Source organism: Streptomyces sp. NPDC059499 (assembly GCF_042749285.1).
Classification (GTDB): domain Bacteria; phylum Actinomycetota; class Actinomycetes; order Streptomycetales; family Streptomycetaceae; genus Streptomyces.
Genome location: NZ_JBHYTT010000009.1, coordinates 13,808 through 38,278, shown reverse-complemented (window position 1 = coordinate 38,278; position 24,471 = coordinate 13,808). Strand labels below are relative to the sequence as shown.

Genomic DNA, 24,471 nt, shown 5'->3' with positions numbered 1-24,471 from the left:
GTTGGCCGAGCCGGCGGGCGGGCGGGTCGGGGTGCGGCGGGCGACCCTGCGGTGAGACCCTCCCGAGGTGACGGACACACAGACGCAGACACACGACGAACCCCATCAAAACGGACTTGGTGCCCGACTCAACTGGCTCCGGGCCGCGGTCCTCGGCGCCAACGACGGTGTGGTCTCCACCGCGGGCCTCGTCGTCGGCGTCGCCGGGGCGACGGACGACAGGGCCGCCCTGCTGACGGCGGGTCTGGCCGGGCTGCTCGCCGGGTCCATGTCGATGGCGGCCGGCGAGTACGTATCGGTGTCCACCCAGCGCGATTCCGAGAAGGCGGCGCTGGCGACGGAGAAGCGCGAGCTGGAGGAGACCCCGGAGGCCGAACTCGTCGAACTGACCGGCCTGTTGGAGGAGAAGGGACTGAGCGCGGAGGTGGCCCGCGAGGCGGCCGTCCAGCTCACGGAGCGCGATGCGCTGCGCGCCCACGCGGAGGTCGAGCTGGGCATCGACCCGGACGAGCTGACCAACCCGTGGCACGCGGCGGGCGCGAGTTTCCTGGCGTTCACGGTGGGTGCGCTGCTGCCCCTGCTGGCGATCGTGCTGCCGCCTCCCTCGGTGCGGCTCGCGGTCACGGTGGTGTCGGTACTCGCGGCCCTGGCGCTCACCGGCTGGTGGAGCGCGCGGCTCGGTGACGCGGCGGTGGGGCGTGCGGTGCTGCGGAACATGGGCGGGGGAGCGGTGGCGATGGCGGTGACCTACGGCGCGGGGGCGTTGCTGGGGGCCGCGGGGGTGTGAGGCGGGGCGGCCCTTGGTGGAACCTGCCAACAGCTGCTGACATCCGGTCTCGCATACTTGTGGGTAACAACGTCTAGCCCCCGGCCGTCCGGCCGCTCTACGGTGCTCGCATGGAGCCGAACCTGCCCGATGTCGTGCTGTGGTCGATCCCGGCCTTCGTCCTGCTCACCGTCCTCGAAATGGTGATCCACCGGGTTCACCCGGACGAGGACGCCGCCGGGTACGACGCCAAGGACGCCGCCACCAGCGTCACCATGGGCCTCGGCAGCCTGGCCTTCGACCTGCTGTGGAAGATCCCCATCGTCGCGATCTACGCCGCGGTGTACGAACTGACCCCGCTGCGCGTTCCCGTCCTGTGGTGGACGATCCTGCTGATGCTGCTCGCGCAGGACTTCTTCTACTACTGGTCCCACCGCGGCCACCACGTCATACGGATCCTCTGGGCCTGCCACGTGGTCCACCACTCCAGCCGGAAGTTCAACCTCACCACCGCGCTGCGCCAGCCCTGGACCTCGCTGACCGTCTGGCCGTTCTACGTCCCGCTCATCGCCTGCGGCGTCCACCCGGCGGCACTCGCCTTCTGCTCCTCGGCGAATCTCGTCTACCAGTTCTGGGTGCACACCGAACGGATCGACAGACTGCCCCGCCCCTTCGAGTACGTACTCAACACGCCCTCGCACCACCGGGTGCACCACGCCTCCCAGGGCGGCTACCTCGACCGGAACTTCGGCGGGATCCTGATCATCTGGGACCGGCTCTTCGGCTCCTTCACCGCGGAGACCGAACGTCCCGTCTTCGGCCTTACCAAGAACATCGCCACCAACAACCCGCTCCGCGTCGCGACCCATGAGTACGCGGCCATAGCCCGTGACGTACGGGCGGCGGACACCTGGAGCGAGCGGGCGGGCCGGGTCTTCCGCGGCCCGGGCTGGCAGCCCGCGGGCAGGGCGCCCGCAGCGGCCCCCGTACAGCCGCGCACCTCCGCGGAGCGCACCGGATGAGCCCGCGCACCGGCGCACCCCGCCTCGTCCGCCCGCTGCTCGCGGCCTTCCTCGCCGCCGCCGCCCTCCACCTGGCCGGGCTCCTCGCCGGCATCGACACCGTCCACCTGGTCACCAAGCCGCTGCTGATGCCCCTGCTCGCCGCCTACGCCGCCGCCCGGGGAGGCCCCCGGCTGCTCATCGCCGCGCTGCTCCTCGGCTGGGGCGGGGACGTGCTGCTGATGCCCGACGCGGAGGCGGCCTTCCTCGCCGGAATGGGCTCCTTCGCCGCGGGCCACCTCTGCTACCTGTGGCTCTTCGGGCGCGCCGGGGCCTCCAGGCCGGCCGGTCTCGTGTACGCCGCCGTCCTCGTGACCTTTCTCGTCCTGCTCTGGCCCGGCCTGCCCGCGGACCTGCGGATCCCGCTGACCGGCTACAGCCTGCTCCTCACCACCATGGCCTGGCGGGCCGGCATCCTCGGCCGGTACGCGGCACTCGGCGGCGCGCTCTTCCTGTTCTCCGACGCACTCATCGCGACCGGCATCGCCGACTGGCCGCAGCTGCCCGTCCACGACTTCTGGATCATGCTGACCTATCTGGCCGCGCAGTACCTGCTCACCACGGGAGCGCTCGCCGGCCGAGGTGATTCCACCGGCCCGGCCCGTGGGGCGTACCGTGAGGGGAGTATCAGCATCTGAGACCAGCGAGGACCCCCACGCATGCGCGCCACCGTGATCCATGCCCCCCACGACATCCGCGTCGAGGAGGTGCCCGACCCGACGGTCCAGCAGCCGACCGACGTGGTCCTGCGGGTCCTGCGGGCCTGCATCTGCGGCAGCGACCTGTGGGCCTACCGCGGCGAATCGGCCCGGCAGCCCGGCCAGCGCATCGGCCACGAGTTCCTCGGCATCGTCGAGGCAGCGGGCTCCGCGGTCAACGGCTTCGCCGTCGGCGACCTCGTCGTCGCCCCGTTCGTCTGGTCCGACGGCACGTGCGCCTACTGCGCGGAGGGCCTCACCACGTCCTGCGCCCAGGGCGGATTCTGGGGATCGGTCGGGTCCGACGGCGGCCAGGGCGAGGCCGTGCGGGTCCCGTTCGCCGACGGAACCCTCGTCAAGCTCCCGGCGGCAGCCGCCTCCGACGACCGGCTGCTCACCGCGCTCCTGGCACTCTCCGACGTCCTCGGCACCGGGCACCACGCCGCGATCGGCGCGGCGGTGAAGCCCGGCAGCACCGTCGCGGTCGTCGGTGACGGTGCGGTCGGCCTGTGCGGCGTCATGGCCGCCAAGCGGCTCGGGGCCGAGCGGATCATCGCGCTGGGCCGCCACGAGGCCCGTACCGACATCGCCCGCGCCTTCGGCGCCACGGACGTCGTCGCCGAGCGCGGCGAGGCCGCCGTCGCCGCCGTGCGTGAACTGACCCGCGGCGAGGGCACCCACGGGGTGATCGAGGCGGTCGGCACCGAGCAGTCGATGCGCACGGCCATCGGCATCGTCCGCGACGGCGGCTCCATCGGGTACGTCGGCGTCCCGCACGGCAGCGGCACCGGACTCGACCTCGGTGTCATGTTCGACCGGAACATCGCGCTGCGCGGCGGCGTGGCCCCCGTGCGCACGTACATCCCGGAACTGCTCCCCGACGTGCTGGACGGCACGATCGACCCCTCTCCCGTCTTCGACGTGAGCGTCGGACTGGAGGGGGTCCCCGGCGGCTACAAGGCGATGGACGAGCGCACCGCCCTCAAGGTGCTCATCAAGCCGTAACCGCCTCCCGAAGCGGCGGAAGGGGCCGGGGACAGCGTCCCCGGCCCCTCCTCACGCCCTGCCGCAGGTGTTACCTGCGGACCGCGTCGAGCGCGTCCACGACACCGGCTCCGTAGAAGCCGTTGTAGTTCGTGCCGCCCTCGCAGACCGCGTCGATCGTTCCGTCACCGTTGATGTCGTACGGGGCGCCACAGGCCGTGGCGTCCGCCTGGTGCGTCAGCAGTGCCTTCACCGTGCGCGCCGAGGCGTACGGGTGGGTCGACTTGATCAGGGCCGCGACGCCCGCGACATGCGGGGACGCCATGGACGTACCGGCCATGTAGCCGAACCCGCCGCCGGGCAGCGTGGACAGGATCAGGCCGCTGGTGGCAGGGGCGTCGGGCGTCTGGTAGACCGTCGAGTCGCCGCCCGGTGCAGCCACGTCGATGACGCCGAGACCGTAGTTGGAGTAAGAGGACTTGAGGCCCTTGGCACCGGTTGCCGAGACCGTCACGACGCCCGGGAGCTGCGTCGGGATGTCGGGGCAGAGGCTCGGGTCGATGGTCCGGGTGACCGGCTCGGTGTCGTTCGGGCTGCTCGCGTCCTCGATCGCGTCGGACGCCAGGTCGAACCGGGAGTTGCCCGAGGCCGCGACGTTGACGGTGCCCTTGCTCTCCGCGTAGCGGGTCGCCCGGGTGATCGCGTCGACCAGGGCGCCCTGGTCCGGATCGTTCGTGCAGTTGAACATCCACGGGTCGGTGTAATAGCTGTTGTTCGTCACGTCGACACCGTGGTCGGCGGCCCACATGAAGCCGCAGACGACGGCCTCCGTGTAGAAGAAGCCGGCCGGCGTGGACACCTTGATGCCGGAGACCTTCACACCGGGCGCCACGCCGGTGACACCGGCACCGTTCTTCGCCGCGGCTATGGTGCCCGCGACGTGCGTGCCGTGGGGGCTCTCACCGGCGGCGGGCCGCCAGGCGCCGTCCGTCGTGTCCGGCGCGCCGGACACACAGTTCACCGATGCGGCGCGGTCGAAGTTGGGCGCCAGGTCCGGGTGCGTGTCGTCCACACCCGTGTCGATGACGGCGACCGTTACCCTCTTGCTGCCGAGCGACTTCTCCTGCGCCTTGTCCGCCTTGATGGCGGGCAGGGACCACTGCAGGGGCTCCAGCGGGTCCTGACCGGCCTTGGCGTCCGCCGCGGCTGCCGCGGTCTGTCCGGCCGTGAGCGGCTGCTCGACCCCGATGTCCTTGGTGGCCTGCGGGACGATCGGGCTGGTGCGCGTGGACCCCGCCGACTGAACGCCCTTGGCCTTGCGGATCGTCGGGCCGAAGTCCGGGTTCTGCGAGTGGACGACGATGACGCCGATCCTGTCGTACGACGCCACGACTGTGCCGCCGGCCTTGGCTATCGCCTTCTTCACCTGCTTGACGGTGCCGTGACCGGCCCGCGTGTTCACGACGTACGACAGCTTCGGGCCGTCGGTCGACACCGCCGCGGTCGGCTCCTGGGCCGGAGCGGCCGTCGCGGTTCCCGGGAGGAAACCGAGCGAGGCCGTGAGGGCCAGTCCGACGGGCAGCGTGAGTGCGCGTGTCCGTCTGGATGCCAGATGAGCCATGGGTTCTCCACATCATCCGTGCCTGCGGCCGGACACACGGCGTGTCCGGCCGGGTACATAACGAGTGAAGTTATCGCCGATCATGCCGCCGCATCAATGAATAAGGGCAAGTGAGTTCGAGGTGTGATCTCGGGGAGGCGCATCCGCGGAGGTGGGTCCGAGAACGGCGAATCTGCGGTGAACCGCTTCGCCGTGCTCTCCGTGCCGTTGTCAGGGAGTCGCACGCCAACCCCCACCACACAGAGGACTCCCTGTGAAAACCACTGCCCAGACCACCGCACCCGCGTCGCGAGGAGAATCCGTGGCTACCGATGCACCGCCGCCCCCGGGCACGAAGGACACCAGTCCCGCCCAGCCCACGACCGAGGCATTCCTCGAGGTGCAGAAGAGCGCGGAGTTCGCCGAACTGCGCCGCTCACAGCGCTCCTTCGCCTTTCCGCTGACCGTCGGCTTCATCGCCTGGTACCTGCTGTACGTGCTGCTGTCCAGCTACGCCGGCGACTTCATGGGAACCGTCGTCGTCGCCAACTTCAACGTGGCCTTCGTCTTCGGCCTCGCCCAGTTCGCCACCACGTTCCTCATCGCCTGGCTCTACTCGCGCCACGCCTCGGCGAAGCTCGACCCCAAGGCGGAGGCCATCAAGTCCCGTATGGAGGCCGACGCATGAGCGCCGTATACCACTCGCAGTCCGCGATCCAGCTCGCCGCCTCGTCCACGACCGAGCACCGGCCGCTGATCATCAGCCTCTTCGCGGTCTTCGTCGCCGCGACCCTGGCCATCACCGTCTGGGCGGGCCGGCAGACCAAGAGCGCCTCCGACTTCTACGCGGGCGGACGCCAGTTCACGGCCTTCCAGAACGGCCTCGCCGTCTCCGGCGACTACATGTCCGCGGCGTCCTTCCTCGGCATCGCCGGTGCCATCGCGCTCTTCGGGTACGACGGCTTCCTCTACTCCATCGGCTTCCTCGTCGCCTGGCTCGTGGCCCTGCTGCTCGTCGCGGAACCGCTGCGCAACTCCGGCCGCTACACCATGGGCGACGTCCTCGCGTACCGGATGCGGCAGCGGCCGGTCCGTACGGCCGCGGGCGCCTCCACCATCGTCGTGTCGATCTTCTACCTGCTGGCGCAGATGGCGGGCGCGGGCGTCCTCGTCTCGCTGCTGCTCGGCATCACCAGTGACACGGGCAAGATCGTCATCGTGGCGCTGGTCGGCGTGCTCATGATCCTCTACGTCACCATCGGCGGCATGAAGGGCACCACCTGGGTGCAGATGGTCAAGGCCGTGCTGCTCATCGCGGGCGCCCTGCTGATGACGTTCATGGTGCTGTGGAAGTTCAACTTCAACATCTCCGACCTGCTGGGCACCGCGGCCGAGAAGAGTCTCGCCGGACAGCAGGGCGACGCGAAGGCGTTCCTCGAGCCCGGCCTCAAGTACGGCGCGGACGCGATCACCAAGCTGGACTTCATCTCCCTCGGCATCGCGCTGGTCCTGGGCACCGCGGGCCTGCCGCACATCCTGATCCGCTTCTACACGGTGCCGACCTCCAAGGCCGCCCGGAAGTCCGTCAACTGGGCCATCGGCATCATCGGCTCCTTCTACCTGATGACGATCGCCCTCGGCTTCGGTGCCGCGGCACTGATCGGACCGGAGGAGATCAAGGCGAAGAACCCGGCGGGCAACGCGGCGGCACCCCAGCTCGCCGAATACCTCGGCGGGGTCGGCACCACGGGCGGCGCGATCATGCTCGCCGTGATCTCGGCCGTCGCCTTCGCCACGATCCTCGCCGTCGTCGCGGGCCTCACCCTCGCGTCCTCGTCCTCCTTCGCCCACGACATCTACGCCAACGTCATCCGCAAGGGGAAGGCCACGGAGAAGGAGGAGATGCGCGCCGCGAAGTGGGCCACCGTCGCCATCGGCGTCGTCTCCATCGCGCTCGGCGCGATGGCCCGCGACCTGAACGTGGCGGGGCTCGTCGCCCTGGCCTTCGCCGTCGCCGCGTCGGCCAACCTGCCGACCATCCTCTACAGCCTCTTCTGGAAGCGGTTCACGACCCAGGGCGCGCTGTGGTCCATCTACGGCGGACTCTTCTCCTCCGTCTTCCTGGTGCTGTTCTCCCCGGTCGTCTCCGGGAAGGCCACCTCGATGTTCCCGGAGGTCGACTTCGCCTGGTTCCCCCTGGAGAACCCGGGCCTCGTCTCCATCCCGCTGGGCTTCCTGCTCGGCTGGATCGGCTCGCTCCTCTCCAAGGAGGAGCCGGACGCGGGCAAGTACGCCGAACTCGAGGTCAAGTCCCTCACTGGCGTCGGCGCTCACTGACACACGCCGCACCCCGGCGGGGCCCCGTCGTAGAGACCTACGACGGGGCCCCGCCGCAGCTCGTGTCAATCGGGCACCCGCGATGTCACAGGTCTCGCGTAGTCTCGGAGGAGTCAGGCCGCAACTGCGGACATCACCGGGGGAGGGGGCCCACAGTGCTCATCGACACCTACGGCAGGGTCGCCACGGACCTGCGTGTATCGCTGACCGACAAGTGCAACCTGCGCTGCACCTACTGCATGCCCGAGGAAGGCCTGCAGTGGTTGGCCAAGCAGGAGCTGCTGAGCGACGACGAGATCGTCAGGCTCATCCGCATCGCCGTCACCGACCTCGGCATCCGAGAGGTCCGCTTCACCGGCGGCGAGCCGCTGCTGCGCCCCGGACTCGTCTCCATCGTCGAACAGTGCGCCGCCCTGGAACCCCGCCCCAGGATGTCGCTCACGACCAACGGCATCGGACTCAAGCGCACCGCCGCGGCCCTGAAGGCCGCCGGCCTGGACCGGGTCAACGTCTCCCTGGACACCCTGCGCCCCGACGTCTTCAAGACCCTCACCCGCCGTGACCGGCACCGGGACGTGCTGGACGGACTCGAGTCCGCGCGCGACGCCGGACTCACCCCGGTCAAGGTCAACACGGTCCTGATGCCCGGACTCAACGACGACGAGGCCCCCGAGCTCCTTGCCTGGGCCGTCGAGCACGACTACGAGCTCCGCTTCATCGAGCAGATGCCCCTCGATGCCCAGCACGGCTGGAAGCGCGACGGAATGATCACGGCCGGTGACATCCTGGAGTCGCTGCGCACCCGCTTCACCCTCACCGCCGAGGGTGAGGACGCGCGCGGATCCGCCCCCGCCGAGCGCTGGACCGTGGACGGCGGCCCGCACAGCGTCGGTGTCATCGCCTCCGTGACCAGGCCGTTCTGCCGGGCCTGCGACCGCACCAGGCTCACCGCCGACGGCCAGGTCCGCACCTGCCTGTTCGCCCGCGAGGAGACGGACCTGCGCGGCGCCCTGCGCTCGGACGCCCCGGACGAGGAGATCGCGAGGATCTGGAAGCTTGCGATGTGGGGCAAGAAGGCGGGCTCCGGACTCGACGACCCGGCCTTCCTGCAGCCCGACCGGCCGATGTCAGCGATCGGCGGCTGAGGACTCCCACTCCGCGAGGGGCACGACATCCTTCAGGAATCCTCGTACCCCGAGGAAGGAGGAGAGGTGCTCCCGGTGCTCGTCACAGGCCAGCCAGGTCTTGCGCCGCTCCGGGGTGTGCAGCTTCGGGTTGTTCCAGGCGAGCACCCACACGGCATCGGCGCGGCAGCCCTTGGCGGAACAGACAGGCGCACCGGTGGCGCTCTCGGCGGAAGTCTCGGGGAGGTTCACGACCTCAACCCTAGCCTCGCGGCTTCATGGTCGAGACGGCCCGTGGGGCCACGGCTGACGTGCGAAGTGCTCGGCCCGCACTTCCGGCCGAGCACTTGCCGTCAACGCTGGTCAGGCGGTGCGCCCACCCCGGGTCCGAGTGGTCGCGGGGAGCGCCGCCGCAAGCAGGCCGAGCGCGGCAGCGGCAGTCTGCTCACCGATCCATGGTGCGGCTGCGACGACGACGATGACGATGATCAACCAGTTCCGGCGATCCGTGAGCCCGTCGAGCGGATGCCTACGCGGTCCGTGTGTCATGTGAGTTGACCCCTTCTTCGCTGTGGCGTTCAGGGGTTGGCGCCAACCGGGCCGCAACTGTCTCATGGCCAAACGGGTGGGGTGCACCGGAACTTCATGATTGATCTGAGCTTTTCCTGAGCTTTCTCAGGCTGTCCTGACCTGCGGTGATCGGCGATCTCGCTGGAGATCGTCCGGATCGCCACCCGCCGCAGTAGACGAAGAAGAGCCCGTCAGCAGGCTGACGGGCTCACGCGAAAGATCGAGGCCATGGGCTACATCGACGCATCCCCGCCGGAGAAATGGCGACGCCGAGCAGCCACGGGGGGAGCTGCCCGGCGTCGGTCCGTCGCTCCGACGGGGGATGCGGAGCGCGTACGAAGTATGTCACGGGGACCAGGGTGTGGTGCACCGGAACTTCATGATTGATCTGAGCTTTTATTGAGCTTTCCCGGCCCGCCGGCTCACTCGTTCTCGCGCGCGTTTCCGGTGCTGCCCGCCTGCCCGGCCTCCGGGGCCGGCTCCGGAGGACCCGCCGCAGGGGCGGTGCCGAGAGCGGGACGCACGGGTGCGGGCACGAACGTCGAGGGAAGTGAAGGGGCGTTCTCACGACCGGCGTTGGCGATGACCACCGCGACATAGGGGAGCAGGACGCCCAGGGCGAGGGCCACCACGGCCACATGCCTCTCGACGTTCCACAGTGTTGCCGCGAGCACCACCGAGACGGTCCGCACGGACATCGAGATGATGTAGCGCCGCTGCCTGCCACGTACGTCGTCGGCAAGCCCCTGGCGGGCTCCGGTGATCCGGAAGACCTCCGTGCCGCTCCGCTTCCGCGCCATGTTCCACCACCAGATCGCTGTGCCGGGCCGTCCCGGACCGGGCCGCTCCTACGGTACGCCCGGCATCCGCCGGGTTCGAGACCGGGGCATGTCCAGTCCGTCCTGATCCGTACCGCCGCACCACGTACGGACCCGTCCGGCATGCGGCGTACGTCCGACGGGCCGAGACTGGCCGAACGTGCGCACACCGCGCCGCACGAGGAGGCGATATGAGCTGGTTGTGGGCAATCATCGTGGGTCTGGTACTGGGCCTGATCGCCCGGGCGATCCTGCCGGGCAAACAGGACATCCCCCTCTGGCTGACGACCGTGTTCGGCATCCTCGGAAGCATCCTGGGCAACGCCGTCGCGACCTGGATCGGTGTCAACGAGACCAAGGGCATCGACTGGATGCGCCACCTGCTGCAGCTGATCGGTGCCGTGGCCGTCGTCGGAGTCGGCGACATGCTCTGGCAGTCGATCAGGAGCAGCCGCGGCAAACAGCGGACCTGACCAAGCACCGCAGCACTGCGGCCGGCCACGCGTCACGCGTGACCGGCCGCAGTGCTGTGCCGTGAGTGCCGTCGGCCGGATCAGCCGGCCGTGACCTCGACGGCCGCCAGGTTCTTCTTGCCGCGGCGCAGCACCAGCCAGCGCCCGTGCAGCAGCTCCTCGCGGGCCGGGGCGGCCTCGCCGTCGGTGACCTTCACGTTGTTCACGTAGGCACCGCCCTCCTTGACCGTGCGGCGGGCGGCCGACTTGCTCGGCGCCAGACCGACCTCGACCAGGAGATCCACCACCGGACCGAGCTCGGTGACCTCGGCGTGCGGCACCTCGGACAGGGCGGCGCCCAGCGTCGCCCCGTCCAGCTCGCCGAGATCGCCCTGGCCGAACAGCGCCTTCGAAGCCGCGATGACGGCCGCGCACTGCGCGCCGCCGTGCACCAGCGTCGTCAGCTCCTCGGCCAGCGCACGCTGGGCCGAACGGGCCTGCGGGCGCTCCTCGGTGAGCTGCTCCAGCTCCTCGAGCTCCTCACGGCTCTTGAAGCTGAGGATGCGCATGTACGTGGAGATGTCCCGGTCGTCCACATTCAGCCAGAACTGGTAGAAGGCGTACGGCGTCGTCATCTCCGGGTCGAGCCAGACGGCCCCGCTCTCGGACTTGCCGAACTTGGTGCCGTCCGCCTTCACCATCAGCGGGGTCGCCAATGCGTGCACGGAGGCGGCCGGCTCCACGCGGTGGATCAGGTCGATCCCCGCCGTGAGGTTGCCCCACTGGTCGCTGCCGCCCTGCTGGAGGGTGCAGCCGTAGCGCCGGTACAGCTCCAGGAAGTCCATGCCCTGCAGCAGCTGGTAGCTGAACTCCGTGTAGCTGATGCCCTCCTGGGACTCCAGCCGACGGGCGACCGAGTCCTTGGTGAGCATCTTGTTGACCCGGAAGTGCTTGCCGATGTCCCGCAGGAACTCGATCGCGGACATGCCCGCGGTCCAGTCCAGGTTGTTCACCATCGTCGCGGCGTTCGGACCCTCGAAGGCGAGGAAGGGCTCGATCTGCCCGCGCAGCCGCTGGACCCACGCGGCAATGGTCTCCGGGTCGTTCAGCGTGCGCTCCGCGGTCGGCCGCGGGTCACCGATCTGGCCGGTGGCCCCGCCGACCAGGGCGAGCGGCTTCAGCCCGGCCTGCTGGAGCCGGCGCATGGTGAGCACCTGCACCAGGTGACCGACGTGCAGACTCGCCGCGGTGGGGTCGAACCCGCAATAGAACGTGACCGGGCCGTCCGCGAGAGCCTTGCGCAGTGCGTCCTCGTCAGTGGACTGGGCGAACAGCCCACGCCACTTCAGCTCGTCGACGATGTCCGTCACGGTCTTTTCGCTCCTCGAAGGGTCGAGATGGGTCGATGGAATACGCGGTTCAGTCTAGGACGGTCAGACGCCCCGGCTGACCGAGCTCATGTGGAAATCGGGGATCCGCAGCGCGGGCATGGCGGCCCGGGTGAAGTAGTCGCCCCACTCGCGCGGCAGCGTCTTCTCCGTGCGGCCCGCCTCCGACGCCCGGGACAGCAGATCGACCGGCGACTCGTTGAACCGGAAGTTGTTCACCTCGCCGAGGACCTCCCCGTCCTCCACCAGATAGACCCCGTCACGGGTCAGGCCGGTCAGCAGCAGCGTCGCCGGATCCACCTCCCGGATGTACCACATGCAGGTCAGCAGCAGGGCCCGGCCGGTCGTGGCGGCCACCATCTCCTCCAGCGAACGCTTCCCGCCGCCGTCCAGCACCAGGTTGTCCACGGCCGGGGCCAGCGGCAGGTCCGTGAGCCCCGCGGAGTGCCGCGTCGTGGTCAGCCGCTCCAGCTTGCCCTCCCTGACCCAGTCCGTGGGCGCCAGCGGCAGGCCGTTGTCGAAGACGGAGGCGTCGTCGCCGGACGCGTGGGCGATCACGAACGGTGCGGACTCCAGGCCCGGCTCGTGCGGGTCGCTGCGCAGGGTCAGCGGCAGGGCGGAGAGCTTCTCGCCGAGCCGCGTACCGCCTCCCGGCCTGGAGAAGACCGTCCGGCCCTCCGCGGCGTCCCGGGCGCTCGACGACCAGAACTGGTAGATCAGCAGGTCGGCCACCGCGGTCGGCGGCAGCAGCGTCTCGTACCGGCCGGCCGGCAGCTCGATCCGGCGCTCGGCCCAGCCCAGCCGCTGCGCGAGCTCCGCGTCCAGGACCGCCGGGTCGACGTCCGTGAAGTCCCGGGTCGCCCGTCCCGCCCAGGCGGACCGGGTCCGGTCGGGCGACTTGGCGTTCAGCTCCAGCGTCCCGTTCGGCTGGTCGTGGCGCAGCCGCAGCCCCGTCGACGAACCCAGGTAGGTCGAGGTCATCTCGTGGTTGGCGAAGCCGTACAGCTCACGGCCGCCGGAGCGGGCGCGGGCGAAGGCGTCACCGAGCGCCGGGGCGAAGGCGGCGAAGACGTCGGAGCCCGTCTCGGCGGGGGCGTCCGTGAAGGAGGCGGACACCGGCACCCCGGAGACGAGCGGCTGCGCGTCCTCCGCGGGCCCGGCCCCGCGCGCGGCGGCCTCGGCTGCCCGTACGAGCGGTTCCAGGTCGTCGGCGGTGACGGCGGAGCGCGACACCACGCCGGACGCCGTCCCCCGGGCGCCGTCCACGGTCGCGATCACGGTCAGGGTCCGGCCGCGCGTCACCCCGTTCGTGGTGAGCGCGTTGCCCGCCCAGCGCAGGTTGGCGGAGGAGTTCTCGTCCGCGATGACCACGCAGCCATCGGTGGTGGACAGCTCGAGAGCGCGCTCGACGATCTCGTACGGCTTGCTGACGCGGCTCATCGCCCGGCCTCCTGCGTCGTGTTGAGGATGTTCACGCCTCGGAAGAGGGCGGAGGGGCAGCCGTGCGAGACGGCCGCGACCTGGCCCGGCTGGGCCTTGCCGCAGTTGAACGCGCCGCCCAGGACGTAGGTCTGCGGTCCGCCGACCTTCTCCATCGAGCCCCAGAAGTCCGTGGTCGTCGCCTGGTACGCCACGTCCCGCAGCTGACCGGCCAGCCTGCCGTTCTCGATGCGGAAGAACCGCTGCCCGGTGAACTGGAAGTTGTAGCGCTGCATGTCGATCGACCAGGACCGGTCGCCGACCACGTAGATCCCGCGCTCGACCCCGCCGATCAGGTCCTCCGTGGAGAGCCCGCCCGGATCCGGCCGCAGCGACACGTTCGCCATGCGCTGTACGGGGACGTGGCCCGGCGAGTCCGCGTACGCACACCCGTTGGACCGGCCGAGACCGGTCAGCTTCGCGATCCGCCGGTCCGTCTGGTAGCCCACCAGCGTCCCGTCCTTGACCAGGTCCCACGACTGCGCCTCGACGCCCTCGTCGTCGTACCCGATCGTGGCGAGCCCGTGCTCGGCGGTGCGGTCGCCCGTCACGTTCATCACGGGGGAGCCGTACGTCAGCTTCCCCAGCTGGTCGAACGTGGCGAACGACGTACCGGCGTACGCCGCCTCGTAGCCCAGCGCCCGGTCCAGCTCGGTGGCGTGGCCGATCGACTCGTGGATGGTCAGCCACAGGTTGGACGGGTCGACGACCAGGTCGTACGTCCCCGCCTCGACGCTCGGCGCCCGCATCTTCTCGGCCAGCAGCCCCGGGATCCGCTCCAGTTCGGCGTCCCAGTCCCAGCCGGTGCCGGTGAGGTACTCCCAACCCCGGCCCGCCGGTGGTGCGATGGTCCGCATCGAGTCGAACTCGCCGGTCGTGGAGTCCACGGCCACCGCGGTCAGCTGGGGATGCACGCGCACGCGCTGCTGCGTGGTGACGGTCCCCGCCGTGTCCGCGTAGAACTTGTTCTCGTGGACGGTCATCAGGGAGGCGTCCACATGCGCGACCCCGTCCGCCGCCAGCAGCCGCGAGCTCCACTCCGCGAGCAGCGCGGCCTTCTCCTCGTCCGGTACGGAGAAGGGGTCGATCTCGTACGCCGAGACCCAGCTCCGCTCACCGTGCACCGGCTCGTCCGCCAGCTCGACACGCTCGTCGGACCCGGCCGACGCGATCACCTTCGCCGACAGCTTCGCCATGGCGACGGCCTGCGAGGCCACCTTCGCCGCGGCGTCCATCGTCAGGTCCACCCCGGACGCGAACCCCCACGCACCGCCGTGCACCACCCGCACCGCGTACCCGAGGTCGGTGGTGTCCGAGGTCCCGGAGGGCCGGGCGTCCCGCAGCCGCCAGGTGGCGCCCCGTACCCGCTCGAACCGGAAGTCGGCGTGGACCGCGCCGAGCGCACGCGCGCGGGCGAGCGCCGCGTCGGCGAGCGCACGCAGTGGCAGGGCCAGGAACGACTGATCTACCTCGTGGGCCACGCGGGCCTCCCCTTCTCCACCTCTGGAAAATCTCTCCGCAGTGAATCATGGGGGGTCCCGGGGCCCTGGTGCGCCGGTTTTTACGTGTCCGGCTCCCCGGAGGTCCGTTCTGTAGGGATCCAACAGTCGCGGCACTGCGGCGCTGTCACAGGACGATTCCCGTTATCCGGCACGGTACCGATAGGTTTTCGATGTACCAGACCGCCAAGGAAAGGGTGATCCGTTGAGCCGCTCGGTTCTCGTCACCGGAGGAAACCGGGGCATCGGCCTCGCCATCGCCCGCGCCTTCGCCGACAACGGCGACAAGGTCGCGATCACCTACCGCTCCGGCGAGCCGCCCCAGGCGCTCACCGACGCGGGCTGCCTGGCGGTCCGGTGCGACATCACCGACACCGAGCAGGTGGAGCAGGCCTACAAGGAGATCGAGGAGAAGCACGGTCCCGTGGAGGTACTGGTCGCCAACGCCGGTATCACCAAGGACCAGTTGCTGATGCGGATGTCCGAGGACGACTTCACGTCGGTACTCGACACCAATCTCACCGGCACCTTCCGGGTCGTCAAGCGGGCCAACCGCGCGATGCTGCGCGCGAAGAAGGGCCGCGTCGTCCTCATCTCCTCCGTCGTCGGCCTCCTCGGCTCGGCCGGACAGGCCAACTACGCGGCGTCCAAGGCGGGCCTGGTCGGCTTCGCCCGGTCGCTGGCCCGTGAGCTCGGCTCGCGGAACATCACGTTCAACGTCGTCGCACCCGGGTTTGTCGACACCGACATGACGCAGGCGCTCACCGATGAGCAGCGCAAGGGCATCGTGTCCCAGGTGCCGCTCGGCCGCTACGCGCAGCCCGCTGAGATCGCCGCCGCGGTGCGCTTCCTCGCGTCCGACGACGCGTCGTACATCACTGGAGCCGTCATTCCCGTTGACGGCGGATTGGGCATGGGTCACTGATCACCATGAGCGGAATTCTCGACGGCAAGCGCATCCTCATCACGGGTGTGCTGATGGAGTCGTCCATCGCGTTCCACACCGCGAAGGTGGCACAGGAGCAGGGCGCCGAGGTCATCCTGACGGCGTTCCCCCGGCCGACACTGACCGAGCGCATCGCCAAGAAGCTGCCCAAGCCGGCCAAGGTCATCGAGCTGGACGTGACCAACGTCGAGCACCTGGACCGGCTCGCGGGCCTGGTCAAGGAGGAGCTCGGTTCGCTGGACGGCGTCGTCCACTCCATCGGCTTCGCGCCGCAGGACGCGCTCGGCGGCAACTTCCTGAACACCCCGTTCGAGTCGGTCGCCACCGCGATGCACGTCTCGGCGTTCTCGCTGAAGTCCCTCGCCATGGCCTGCAAGCCCCTGATGAGCGACGGCGGCTCGATCGTCGGCCTCACCTTCGACGCGCAGTTCGCCTGGCCCCAGTACGACTGGATGGGCCCGGCCAAGGCCGCGCTGGAGGCCACCTCCCGCTACCTCGCCCGTGATCTGGGCACGGACAGCATCCGCTGCAACCTGATCTCGGCGGGACCGCTCGCTTCCATGGCGGCCAAGTCCATCCCGGGCTTCACCGAGCTCGCGGACGTCTGGAACCACCGCTCCCCGCTGGCGTGGGACATGGCCGACCCCGAGCCGGCCGGCCGCGGTGTCGTCGCGCTGCTCTCGGACTTCTTCCCGAAGACGACGGGCGAGATCATCCACGTCGACGGTGGCGTGCACATGATGGGCGCCTGAGTCCCGCAGACCGCTCACGGCCGCGTACCGCCCCTCGCGAGGGGCGGTACGCGGCCGTCGTGCGTCTCAGGTCGAAAAGATGGTCGATCCACCGCAGAATGTGGAGGAACCGGACTTTTGGTCAGGCTGTGGGGAGGAGATCGCTGTGCTGCGCTCCACACGTCGCCGAACCTGGGCCCTCATAGCCGCGGCGGCTGCCGTCGCCGGTCTTCTGGCGCCGGTCGCCGTGAACGCGGCGAACCGGGCCGGGTCCCGGGCCGCCGCACCCCTCGCACCGGCCCCGGAACCCTCGGGCGCCGAATGCCGAACGTCGGTCGACGGCTCCCGGGTCGTCGCCTACTGCCACAACCCGGACTCCATCACCGACCACGTCCAGCTCCACACCGAGTGCAGCCGCTGGTGGGACGTCGATGTGGACGGAGAGGCTGTCGTGGTCCAGCCGGGACGTACCGTGCGCCTCGAGGACCGGTGCTGGAAAGAGGTCGGCTCGGCCTGGGTCAGTCACAGGCCCTGAGAGTCCCGGAGTCCCGGAGTCCCGGAGTCCCGGAGTCCCGGAGCCTTGGGCCTGCGGAGCCCGACGGCCGGAGTGCCCCGGAACCTCAGACCCGGTCCCTCAGGCAGTTCAGCGCATGACTGGCGGCCTCGGCGGCGGCCGTCTCCGCGTCTCCCGCCCGGATCGCCTCGACCAGCCGTGCGTGGTCCATGTGCTCCTCGGGGCGCAGCTCCGAGCCCACGTCGTCGCGCAGATAGTCGCGGAGCAGGCCGTTCAGGTCGGCGTAGAGCTCGGTCAGTACGTCGTTGTGCGAGGCGGCGACCACGGCCAGGTGCAGCGTCGCGTCGGCGGCGACGAAGGCCTCCGCGTCCCCGGCGGCCCAGGTCGCCTCGCGCCGCGCCATCAGCGCGTCCAGCTGGCGCAGATCCCGCTCCGTGCGCCGTGCGGCGGCCAGCCGGGCCGCCGAGGACTCCAGCGTGGAGCGCAGCTCGGCGACGTGGCGCGGGTCCGCGTCGGCGAAGCGGCGGTGCATCACGCCGGCGAGCTCGCTGGTGGCGACGACGTAGGTCCCCGACCCCTGCCGGATGTCCAGGAGGCCGTTGTGCGCCAGCGCGCGCACCGCTTCGCGCACGGTGTTGCGGGCGACCCCCAGCTGCTCGACCAGCTCGGTCTCGGTGGGAATCCGTGAGCCCACGGGCCACTCACCCGAAGTGATCTGATTTCTCAGCTGGGCAATCACCTGGTCGGCGAGAGCCGAACGCCGCGGAGACGTCAGCGCCATGGTGCTCCTTGCTCGGGGTCCTTGGAACGGGGTCTGGTCGTGCCTGTGGGGCGGGTGCCGGAATTCTCTCAGGAGGGAGAGGCCCGGAGTGGACAACCAATCATCCCATGATTCTATGATGGGCCTCATGCCCGACGACGAAACCCGGCCCCTGAGCCCCACCGCCAACCGGAGCGCAACCATCACGAGCGCCCCCGCCTCCCGGGCCGCCATCCCCGGTCGGGGACCCGGACCGGGCTCGGCACCGGAACCGGGCTCGGCACCGGGCCCCGCCCCGTGGCTGCTGCGCCTCGTCGTCGTCGGCCTCATCCTCGCCGCGCTCAATCTGCGGCCCGCCATCACCAGCCTCGGCCCGCTCCTGGAAGAAGTGCGGGACGGGCTGCACATGAGCGGCAGCGTCGCCGGGGTCCTCACCTCCGTACCGCCGCTCTGCTTCGCGCTCTTCGGCTTCATGGCGCCGCGGCTCGCCCGCCGGTTCGGGCCTGGCGCCGTCGTCTGCGCGGGCATGGTCGCCATCACGGCGGGCCTGCTGATCCGCCCCTTCGTCGGCAGCACCGCGGGGTTCCTCGCCGCCAGTGCCCTCGCACTGATGGGCATCGCCGTCAGCAACGTCCTGATGCCCGTCATCGTCAAGCGCTGGTTCCCGGACCGCGTCGGCAGCATGACCGGCCTCTACTCGATGGCCCTCGCCCTCGGCACCGCGCTCGCGGCAGCCGTCACCGTGCCCATGACCGACGCGCTGGGCGGCAGTTGGAAGACCGGGCTGGCTGTCTGGGCCGCCCTCGCCGCCGCGGCGATCCTGCCCTGGACGGCCCTCGTGCGGGACCGCGGCAGCGCCCACGGGGAACCGGCCGGCAAGCACGGGCAGCAGGCCCCCGCCCTCAGGATCACCCGCAGCCGCACCTCCTGGGCGCTCGCCTGCTTCTTCGGCCTCCAGGCCACGGCCGCGTACATCACGATGGGCTGGATGCCGCAGATCTTCCGCGACGCGGGGATCCCGGCAGGCACCGCCGGTGTCCTGCTGGCCGTGACCATGGCCATGGGCGTACCCCTCGCCTTCGTGATCCCCCGGGCGGCCGCCCGTCTGAAGAACCAGGGCCCGATCGTCCTCGTCCTGGGTGGCTGCGGCCTCGTCGGCTACGCGGGGCTCTACCTCGCTCCCGCAGGCGGCGCCTGGCTCTGGGCACTGCTGCTCGGCATCGCCAACTGCGCCTTCCCGCTCGCGCTCACCATGATCGGCATGCGCTCGCGCACCGGTGCGGGCGTGGTCAGGCTCTCCGCCTTCGCGCAGTCCACCGGCTACCTGCTCTCGATCCCGGGCCCGCTGCTCGTCGGCGTGCTCTACCAGCACAGCGGCGGCTGGGGCCTGCCGATCGCCCTGATGGCGGGGCTCATGGTGCCGCAGATGGTGGCGGGTGTGCTGGCAGGACGGGACCGGACGATCGAGGACGAATGCTGAGATGCGAGACTGGACCCATGCCAGTGCTCGATCCGAATCCTCAGAACGGCCAGAAGAAGTTTCTCCTCGTCCTCGGGGCGATGCTTCTCATCGGGGTCGTCATCAGCGTCATCGCCACGATCGCCTCGCCCTCCTGAGCAGCTCGCGCGAGCGAGGGTGGTGCTAGCCCCCCTATCCCTTAGGGGGCCAGGTTCAGGGTCGAGTGGGTGGGTCACCGGATGGGACCGCCTCCCCGCGATCCGTAGGTTCTAGGTATTCAGTGCCGAGGACCCACGGAGGCGGACATGTCGGCCCGTATGCACCCCCGGACCCACCGCCCGGCCCCGGACAGCGTCGAGGTCCGGCTGCCGTGGTGGGCCGTCGCGCTGCCCGCCGTCGCCTTCGCCGCCCTCCTCCTGCTGATCGTGGGACCGGGCCAGGCGCACGCCGCCACCGGGGATCCCGCGATCGGACAGCTGCTCGGGCGCATCCTGGAGCTGCTCGCCGCCTGACCGCTTCCGGACAGGACACGCACAGGTCACCCGGCGTCATTCACCCTCTACGGGGTAGCACGTCAACACCCTGCGCCCGGACACGCATTTCGTGCGAAGCTGAGGTGTATGAGCGCCGATACACCTCGCAGGATCGTCCTTCTCAGGCACGCAAAAGCGGAATGGTCGCAAGCGGCCGACCATGAGCGGCCCCTGGCCGAACGGGGACGGAAAGACGCCCCCGTCGCCGGCCGCAAGCTCGCCGATTCCGGCACCGTCTTCGATCTGGCTCTGTGTTCGACCGCCACCAGGACGCGCGAGACCTGGAAGCTCGCGGTCCACGAATTCCCGCAGCGCCCCAGGACCGTGTACGAGGAGAGGCTGTACGAGGCCTCCCTCGGAGAACTGATTGCCCTGTTCAACGAGACTCCGGACGACGTGCGGAATCTGCTCGTCATCGGCCACAATCCCGGCATGCACGGAGCCGCGGACGCGCTGTCCGGCCAGGCCGAGGGGGAGACCCTCGCCCGGATGACCAGAGACGGCTTCCCGACGGCCGCTTACGCCGTCGTCGAGTTCTCCGGATCCTGGAAGGGCCTGGAGCAGGGCGTGGGCAAGCTCGTCGAGTACTGGACGCCGAACGACTGAGCAGGACGCACGAAGGGGCCCCGGCACTGTCGATGTGCCGGGGCCCCTTCGTACGTACGCGTCCGGAGGGATCAGTCGACGAGACCGTCGGCCGCCTCCACCTCCTCGCGGGTGATACCGAGCAGATACAGGACCGTGTCCAGGAACGGGACGTTCACCGCAGTGTGCGCCGCCTCGCGCACGACCGGCTTGGCGTTGAACGCGACGCCGAGACCGGCCGTGTTCAGCATGTCCAGATCGTTCGCGCCGTCCCCGATCGCGACCGTCTGCGCCAACGGCACCCCGGCCTGCTCGGCGAAGCTGCGCAGCAGCCGGGCCTTGCCCGCACGGTCCACGATGTCGCCCACGACCCGGCCCGTGAGCTTCCCGTCGACGACCTCCAGCGTGTTGGCGGAGGCGAAGTCGAGCCCGAGGCGTTCCTTGAGGTCGTCCGTGACCTGCGTGAATCCGCCCGAGACCACGCCGACTTGGTAACCGAGCCGCTTCAGCGTACGGATCAGGGTGCGGGCACCCGGAGTCAGCCGGACCTCGGTCCGCACCTTGTCCACCACCGACTCGTCGAGCCCGGCCAGCAGCGCCACACGTGCGTGCAGCGACTGCTCGAAGTCGAGCTCGCCCCGCATCGCCTGCTCGGTCACCTCGGCGACCTTGTCCTCGCAGCCCGCATGGGCCGCGAAGAGCTCGATGACCTCGTCCTGGATGAGCGTCGAGTCCACATCCATGACGACGAGCCGCTGCGCCCGGCGGCTGAGCCCGGCCGACACGACGGCGATGTCGACGCCGATTCCGGCCGCCTCGATCGCCAGCGCGGTCCGCAGCTCCTCCGTCCCGGTGCCGGACACCGCGAACTCCACTGCGGTGACCGGGTACTTCGCCAGCCGGAAGATCCGGTCGATGTTGCCGCCGGTCGACGTGATCCGCGCAGCTATGGCCGCCGTCGACTCGGCGGTCAGCGGGTGTCCCAGCACGGTCACATGGGAACGGCCGTCGCCACGGGGCCGGTTGTCACCCGTACCGGAGATGATCTCGGCCTGCAGCTTCAGCGACTCCGCCCAGCTGTGGACGGTCGCCCGGAGGTCGCCCTCGGTCGTACCGCCCGAGACCGGCGAGGTGACCAGCGCGCACAGGACGATGCGGCCGCGGGTGACCACCTGCTCGATGTCCACGACGTCGACGGAGTAGGCGGCCAGGGTGTCGAAGAGCCCGGCGGTGATGCCGGGACGGTCCTTCCCGAAGATCTTGACGAGAAGAGTGGGTTCGTCTGTGCCCCGAAGGGGCTCAGGGGGCTCAGGAGACCGGGGAGACTGAGGTGCGCTCATGGTGGTTCCACCGTATAGGTCCGGCGCACGGCCCCCGAAGCCCGTCCCGAGTGGCGGACAGCACCCCTGGCCCGAGTGGCCGCACCTGCCATGTCTGCGCCGGACGCCCCGGTTGCCACCCTCCGGTCCGATATCTCCCGTGTCGGCCCGGGTGCCGCACAGGCCTACGCGCTGTCTTCACCCGCCCGGCTTTCCGTTCGGGGACTGCTCCTGGAATAGTTCCCCACGATGTTCAGCATCCCTAGACTCCCTGCAACGGGGGTAACTCGGGGGACAACTAGTGGGGCGCGGAGTGCCGGAACTCGTACTGGAATTGAATGGAAGGACCTGGACGCTCGATCCGTCCAGGTCGTACACCCTCGGACGCGATCCGCAGGGCGACCTGATGATCGACGACGCCAGGGTCTCCTGGCGGCATGCCACGATCAGCTGGGGTGGTCGCAGCTGGGTCATCGAGGACCACGGCAGCACCAACGGCACCTATGTGCAGGGCCATCGGATCCAGAAGATGGAGATCGGCCCCGGCTCGTCGGTGCACCTGGGCAACGCGACGGACGGGCCGCGGCTGAGCCTGACCGGCGCTGCCGCGGCCGCCGGTGTCCACAGCGGTCAGGCCGCGGCGGCGCAGCAGGCGCCCGCGCCCGTGCAGCCCCAGCAGCCCCCGCAGGGTGCGGCCGGCTGGCCCGACCCCGCACAGCAACAGCAGCAGGCCTGGCAGCAGGCCCAGCAGCCGCAGGTCCCGCATCAGCAGGGTCCCGGGGCGGGCGGGCCCGGCGGTGTCGCGGGGGCCCCGCCGGTGTACGGGGACCGGAGCCCGACCACGTTCCACCAGCTGGACCTCGGCCGGGTCATGCGCATCGGCCGTGCGCTGGAGAACGAGCTGGTCGTCTCCGACCTCCAGGTCTCGCGCCTCCACGCCGAATTCCGTGCGACGCCCGACGGCCGCTTCGAGATCCGCGACCTCGGATCCCACAACGGCACGTACGTCAACGGCCAGCCGCTCAGCAAGTCCGGCTCCGCGCTCATCGGCCCGAACGACATCGTCGGCGTCGGTCACTCGACCTTCCGGCTGGTCGGGGACCGGCTGGAAGAGTTCGTCGACACCGGTGAGGTCTCCTTCTCCGCCCGCCACCTCACGGTGACGGTCGACGGGGGGAAGGACATCCTCAAGGACGTCTCGTTCGGCGTCCCGGAGAAGTCCCTGATCGCCGTCATCGGCCCGTCCGGATCCGGTAAGTCCACCCTGCTCAAGGCGCTCACCGGCTACCGGCCCGCCAACCGGGGTGACGTCCTCTACGACAACCGGAACCTGTACAAGCAGTTCGCCGAGCTGCGGCAGCGCATCGGACTGGTCCCGCAGGACGACATCCTGCACAAGGAGCTCACGGTCACCCGGGCCCTGCGGTACGCGGCCAAGCTGCGCTTCCCCGCGGACACCACCGAGGCCGAGCGCACCGCCCGGATCCACGAGGTCCTCGCCGAGCTCAAGCTCGACATCCACAAGGACAAGAAGATCACCTCGCTCTCCGGCGGCCAGCGCAAGCGCGTCTCGGTCGCCCTGGAGCTGCTGACGAAGCCGTCGCTGATCTTCCTCGACGAGCCGACCTCGGGCCTCGACCCGGGCATGGACCGCGACGTCATGCAGCTGCTGCGCGGGCTCGCCGACGACGGCCGTACGGTCCTCGTCGTCACGCACTCCGTGGCCGAGCTGGCGATCTGCGACAAGCTCCTGGTGATGGCCCCCGGCGGATCCGTGGCCTACTTCGGCCCGCCCGAGGAGGCGCTGAACTTCTTCGGCTACAGCACCTGGGCCGACGTCTTCTCCGCGTTCGAGAACTACCGCGACTACGACTGGGCGGGCCGCTGGCGCGGTTCGCAGCACTACCAGATGTACGCGGCGGACATCGACGCCGTCGCCGCGCAGCCCGTGCACATGCCGCCGCCGCAGTCGATCCGGCCCCCCAAGCCCTCCGGCTGGGTGGCCCAGCTGTGGACGCTGATGCGCCGCTACATCTCGGTGATCGCGTCCGACAAGGGCTTCCTGCTCCTGATGGTGCTCCTGCCGGCGGTGCTCGGCGTGGTGAGCGTGGTCATCCCCGCGGAGTTCGGCCTGGCGGAGCCCGAGCCGCCCTCCCGGTTCAACGGCAAGGCCGGGACGATCATGCTGATCCTCGCGGTCGGCATGTGCTTCGCCGCCGCGGCCAACTCCGTACGAGAGCTGATCAAGGAACGGGTGATCTACGAGCGGGAGCGGGCCACCGGTCTGTCCCGTTCCGCCTATCTGCTGTCCAAGGTGATCGTCCTGGGTGTGATCACCGCCTTCCAGGGCGTGATCATCTGCGGGATCGGCTTCTCCACCCGGAAGCTTCCGGACGAGGGCCTGTTCATGCCGCCCGCCGTGGAGATCTGCGTGTCGATCATCGTGCTCGGCTTCACGTCGATGATGTTCGGCCTGATGATCTCCGCGCTGGTGAAGACCGCCGAGAAGACCATGCCGCTGCTCGTCATGTTCGCCATCGTCCAGGTCGTCTTCACCGGAGTGCTCTTCCAGGTCTACGGTTCCCCGGGCCTGGAGCAGTTCGCCTGGCTGATGCCGTCGCGCTGGGCCGTGGCCGCGGCCGGTACCACGCTGGACCTGGCCCATCTCATGCCGCCGTGGGACCCCGAGAACCCGACCGACCTGGACCCGCTCTGGGAGCACGCGGCCGGCCAGTGGGGGATCAACATCGCGGTGATGCTCTTCATGAGCGTCATCCTCTTCTTCGCGGTCTCGCGGATGCTGCGGCGCCACGAGCCCGAGGTGATGCGCAAGTAACGCGTCCGGCCC

General features: G+C 70.0%; 25 protein-coding genes. 16 read left to right on the top strand and 9 right to left on the bottom strand.

What is annotated here, in order from left to right:
* Window positions 1-67: 67 nt before the first annotated feature.
* The 4 genes from ACFW9O_RS21335 (at window position 68) to ACFW9O_RS21320 (ending at window position 3,530) form a co-directional block, all read left to right on the top strand.
* Complete coding sequence (locus tag ACFW9O_RS21335; RefSeq protein ID WP_384611343.1) at window positions 68-787, top strand: VIT family protein; 720 nt, start codon at window positions 68-70, stop codon at window positions 785-787.
* Between the two features lie 110 nt (window positions 788-897).
* Window positions 898-1,788, top strand: a complete 891-nt coding sequence (locus ACFW9O_RS21330; protein ID WP_351168726.1) for a sterol desaturase family protein — start codon at window positions 898-900, stop codon at window positions 1,786-1,788.
* Window positions 1,785-2,465: a lysoplasmalogenase gene (locus ACFW9O_RS21325; RefSeq protein ID WP_384611341.1), complete on the top strand. Its 681-nt coding sequence runs from the start codon at window positions 1,785-1,787 to the stop codon at window positions 2,463-2,465. The genes ACFW9O_RS21330 and ACFW9O_RS21325 overlap by 4 nt, the downstream gene beginning before the upstream one ends.
* Before the next feature lie 21 nt (window positions 2,466-2,486).
* Window positions 2,487-3,530, top strand: a complete 1,044-nt coding sequence (locus ACFW9O_RS21320; RefSeq protein WP_384611339.1) for a zinc-dependent alcohol dehydrogenase family protein — start codon at window positions 2,487-2,489, stop codon at window positions 3,528-3,530.
* Between the two features lie 70 nt (window positions 3,531-3,600).
* On the opposite strand, the gene ACFW9O_RS21315 is transcribed toward ACFW9O_RS21320, so the two are convergent.
* Window positions 3,601-5,130 (bottom strand): S8 family serine peptidase, encoded by a 1,530-nt coding sequence (locus tag ACFW9O_RS21315; protein ID WP_384611337.1) that lies wholly within the window; start codon window positions 5,128-5,130, stop codon window positions 3,601-3,603.
* 301 nt (window positions 5,131-5,431) lie between these two features.
* On the opposite strand from ACFW9O_RS21315, the gene ACFW9O_RS21310 reads away from it, so the two are divergent.
* The 3 genes from ACFW9O_RS21310 to moaA all read left to right on the top strand — a co-directional run bounded on the left by ACFW9O_RS21310 (window position 5,432) and on the right by moaA (window position 8,591).
* Window positions 5,432-5,797, top strand: coding sequence for a DUF485 domain-containing protein (locus tag ACFW9O_RS21310; RefSeq protein ID WP_329212480.1), 366 nt, complete (start codon window positions 5,432-5,434; stop codon window positions 5,795-5,797).
* Window positions 5,794-7,446: a cation acetate symporter gene (locus tag ACFW9O_RS21305; RefSeq protein ID WP_384611335.1), complete on the top strand. Its 1,653-nt coding sequence runs from the start codon at window positions 5,794-5,796 to the stop codon at window positions 7,444-7,446. The genes ACFW9O_RS21310 and ACFW9O_RS21305 overlap by 4 nt, the downstream gene beginning before the upstream one ends.
* Before the next feature lie 155 nt (window positions 7,447-7,601).
* The gene (moaA, locus tag ACFW9O_RS21300) at window positions 7,602-8,591 is read left to right on the top strand and encodes a GTP 3',8-cyclase MoaA (RefSeq protein WP_384611333.1); all 990 of its coding nucleotides are present in this window, start codon (window positions 7,602-7,604) and stop codon (window positions 8,589-8,591) included.
* On the opposite strand, the gene ACFW9O_RS21295 is transcribed toward moaA, so the two are convergent.
* From ACFW9O_RS21295 to ACFW9O_RS21285, 3 genes are all read right to left on the bottom strand, one after another.
* Window positions 8,574-8,822 carry a hypothetical protein gene (locus ACFW9O_RS21295; protein WP_351181222.1) on the bottom strand — a complete coding sequence of 83 codons (249 nt, stop codon included), beginning with the start codon at window positions 8,820-8,822 and terminating at the stop codon, window positions 8,574-8,576. The genes moaA and ACFW9O_RS21295 overlap by 18 nt on opposite strands.
* A gap of 111 nt (window positions 8,823-8,933) precedes the next feature.
* Entirely contained in the window at window positions 8,934-9,119 is a 186-nt protein-coding gene (locus ACFW9O_RS21290) for a hypothetical protein (RefSeq protein ID WP_384611331.1), read from the bottom strand.
* Window positions 9,120-9,562: 443 nt separating this feature from the next.
* Window positions 9,563-9,940 (bottom strand): DUF3099 domain-containing protein, encoded by a 378-nt coding sequence (locus ACFW9O_RS21285; RefSeq protein ID WP_351181224.1) that lies wholly within the window; start codon window positions 9,938-9,940, stop codon window positions 9,563-9,565.
* Between the two features lie 209 nt (window positions 9,941-10,149).
* On the opposite strand from ACFW9O_RS21285, the gene ACFW9O_RS21280 reads away from it, so the two are divergent.
* Window positions 10,150-10,431: a GlsB/YeaQ/YmgE family stress response membrane protein gene (locus ACFW9O_RS21280; RefSeq protein ID WP_351181227.1), complete on the top strand. Its 282-nt coding sequence runs from the start codon at window positions 10,150-10,152 to the stop codon at window positions 10,429-10,431.
* An 80-nt stretch (window positions 10,432-10,511) separates the two neighbouring features.
* Here ACFW9O_RS21280 and tyrS read toward each other — a convergent pair whose 3' ends face one another.
* The 3 genes from tyrS to ACFW9O_RS21265 all read right to left on the bottom strand — a co-directional run bounded on the left by tyrS (window position 10,512) and on the right by ACFW9O_RS21265 (window position 14,758).
* Entirely contained in the window at window positions 10,512-11,780 is a 1,269-nt protein-coding gene (tyrS, locus tag ACFW9O_RS21275) for a tyrosine--tRNA ligase (RefSeq protein ID WP_384611329.1), read from the bottom strand.
* 63 nt (window positions 11,781-11,843) lie between these two features.
* Window positions 11,844-13,238: a metallopeptidase TldD-related protein gene (locus ACFW9O_RS21270; RefSeq protein WP_351181233.1), complete on the bottom strand. Its 1,395-nt coding sequence runs from the start codon at window positions 13,236-13,238 to the stop codon at window positions 11,844-11,846.
* Window positions 13,235-14,758 carry a TldD/PmbA family protein gene (locus ACFW9O_RS21265; protein WP_384611327.1) on the bottom strand — a complete coding sequence of 508 codons (1,524 nt, stop codon included), beginning with the start codon at window positions 14,756-14,758 and terminating at the stop codon, window positions 13,235-13,237. The genes ACFW9O_RS21270 and ACFW9O_RS21265 overlap by 4 nt, the downstream gene beginning before the upstream one ends.
* 223 nt (window positions 14,759-14,981) lie before the next feature.
* Here ACFW9O_RS21265 and fabG point away from each other — a divergent pair, with 223 nt between their 5' ends.
* The 3 genes from fabG to ACFW9O_RS21250 all read left to right on the top strand — a co-directional run bounded on the left by fabG (window position 14,982) and on the right by ACFW9O_RS21250 (window position 16,988).
* A complete protein-coding gene (gene fabG / locus ACFW9O_RS21260; RefSeq protein WP_329212497.1) occupies window positions 14,982-15,701 on the top strand; it encodes a 3-oxoacyl-[acyl-carrier-protein] reductase in 720 nt (239 codons plus the stop codon).
* Between the two features lie 5 nt (window positions 15,702-15,706).
* Window positions 15,707-16,474 (top strand): enoyl-ACP reductase FabI, encoded by a 768-nt coding sequence (fabI, locus tag ACFW9O_RS21255; RefSeq protein ID WP_351181239.1) that lies wholly within the window; start codon window positions 15,707-15,709, stop codon window positions 16,472-16,474.
* A 148-nt stretch (window positions 16,475-16,622) separates the two neighbouring features.
* On the top strand, window positions 16,623-16,988 hold the full coding sequence (locus ACFW9O_RS21250; protein WP_384611644.1) for a hypothetical protein: 366 nt from the start codon (window positions 16,623-16,625) through the stop codon (window positions 16,986-16,988).
* 85 nt (window positions 16,989-17,073) lie between these two features.
* Here the strand turns inward: ACFW9O_RS21250 and ACFW9O_RS21245 are convergent, their stop codons facing one another.
* Entirely contained in the window at window positions 17,074-17,748 is a 675-nt protein-coding gene (locus tag ACFW9O_RS21245) for a FadR/GntR family transcriptional regulator (protein WP_384611324.1), read from the bottom strand.
* Between the two features lie 127 nt (window positions 17,749-17,875).
* On the opposite strand from ACFW9O_RS21245, the gene ACFW9O_RS21240 reads away from it, so the two are divergent.
* From ACFW9O_RS21240 to ACFW9O_RS21225, 4 genes are all read left to right on the top strand, one after another.
* A complete protein-coding gene (locus ACFW9O_RS21240; protein WP_384611322.1) occupies window positions 17,876-19,207 on the top strand; it encodes a CynX/NimT family MFS transporter in 1,332 nt (443 codons plus the stop codon).
* 17 nt (window positions 19,208-19,224) lie between these two features.
* On the top strand, window positions 19,225-19,344 hold the full coding sequence (locus ACFW9O_RS21235) for an SGM_5486 family transporter-associated protein (RefSeq protein WP_329212505.1): 120 nt from the start codon (window positions 19,225-19,227) through the stop codon (window positions 19,342-19,344).
* 147 nt (window positions 19,345-19,491) lie between these two features.
* A complete protein-coding gene (locus ACFW9O_RS21230; RefSeq protein WP_384611320.1) occupies window positions 19,492-19,698 on the top strand; it encodes a hypothetical protein in 207 nt (68 codons plus the stop codon).
* A gap of 108 nt (window positions 19,699-19,806) precedes the next feature.
* Window positions 19,807-20,325, top strand: coding sequence for a SixA phosphatase family protein (locus ACFW9O_RS21225; protein ID WP_384611318.1), 519 nt, complete (start codon window positions 19,807-19,809; stop codon window positions 20,323-20,325).
* 71 nt (window positions 20,326-20,396) lie between these two features.
* Here ACFW9O_RS21225 and serB read toward each other — a convergent pair whose 3' ends face one another.
* On the bottom strand, window positions 20,397-21,644 hold the full coding sequence (serB, locus tag ACFW9O_RS21220) for a phosphoserine phosphatase SerB (protein WP_384611317.1): 1,248 nt from the start codon (window positions 21,642-21,644) through the stop codon (window positions 20,397-20,399).
* A gap of 280 nt (window positions 21,645-21,924) precedes the next feature.
* Between serB and ACFW9O_RS21215 the strand changes: the two genes are divergently transcribed.
* Window positions 21,925-24,459, top strand: coding sequence for an FHA domain-containing protein (locus ACFW9O_RS21215; protein WP_384611315.1), 2,535 nt, complete (start codon window positions 21,925-21,927; stop codon window positions 24,457-24,459).
* Window positions 24,460-24,471: the final 12 nt, after the last annotated feature.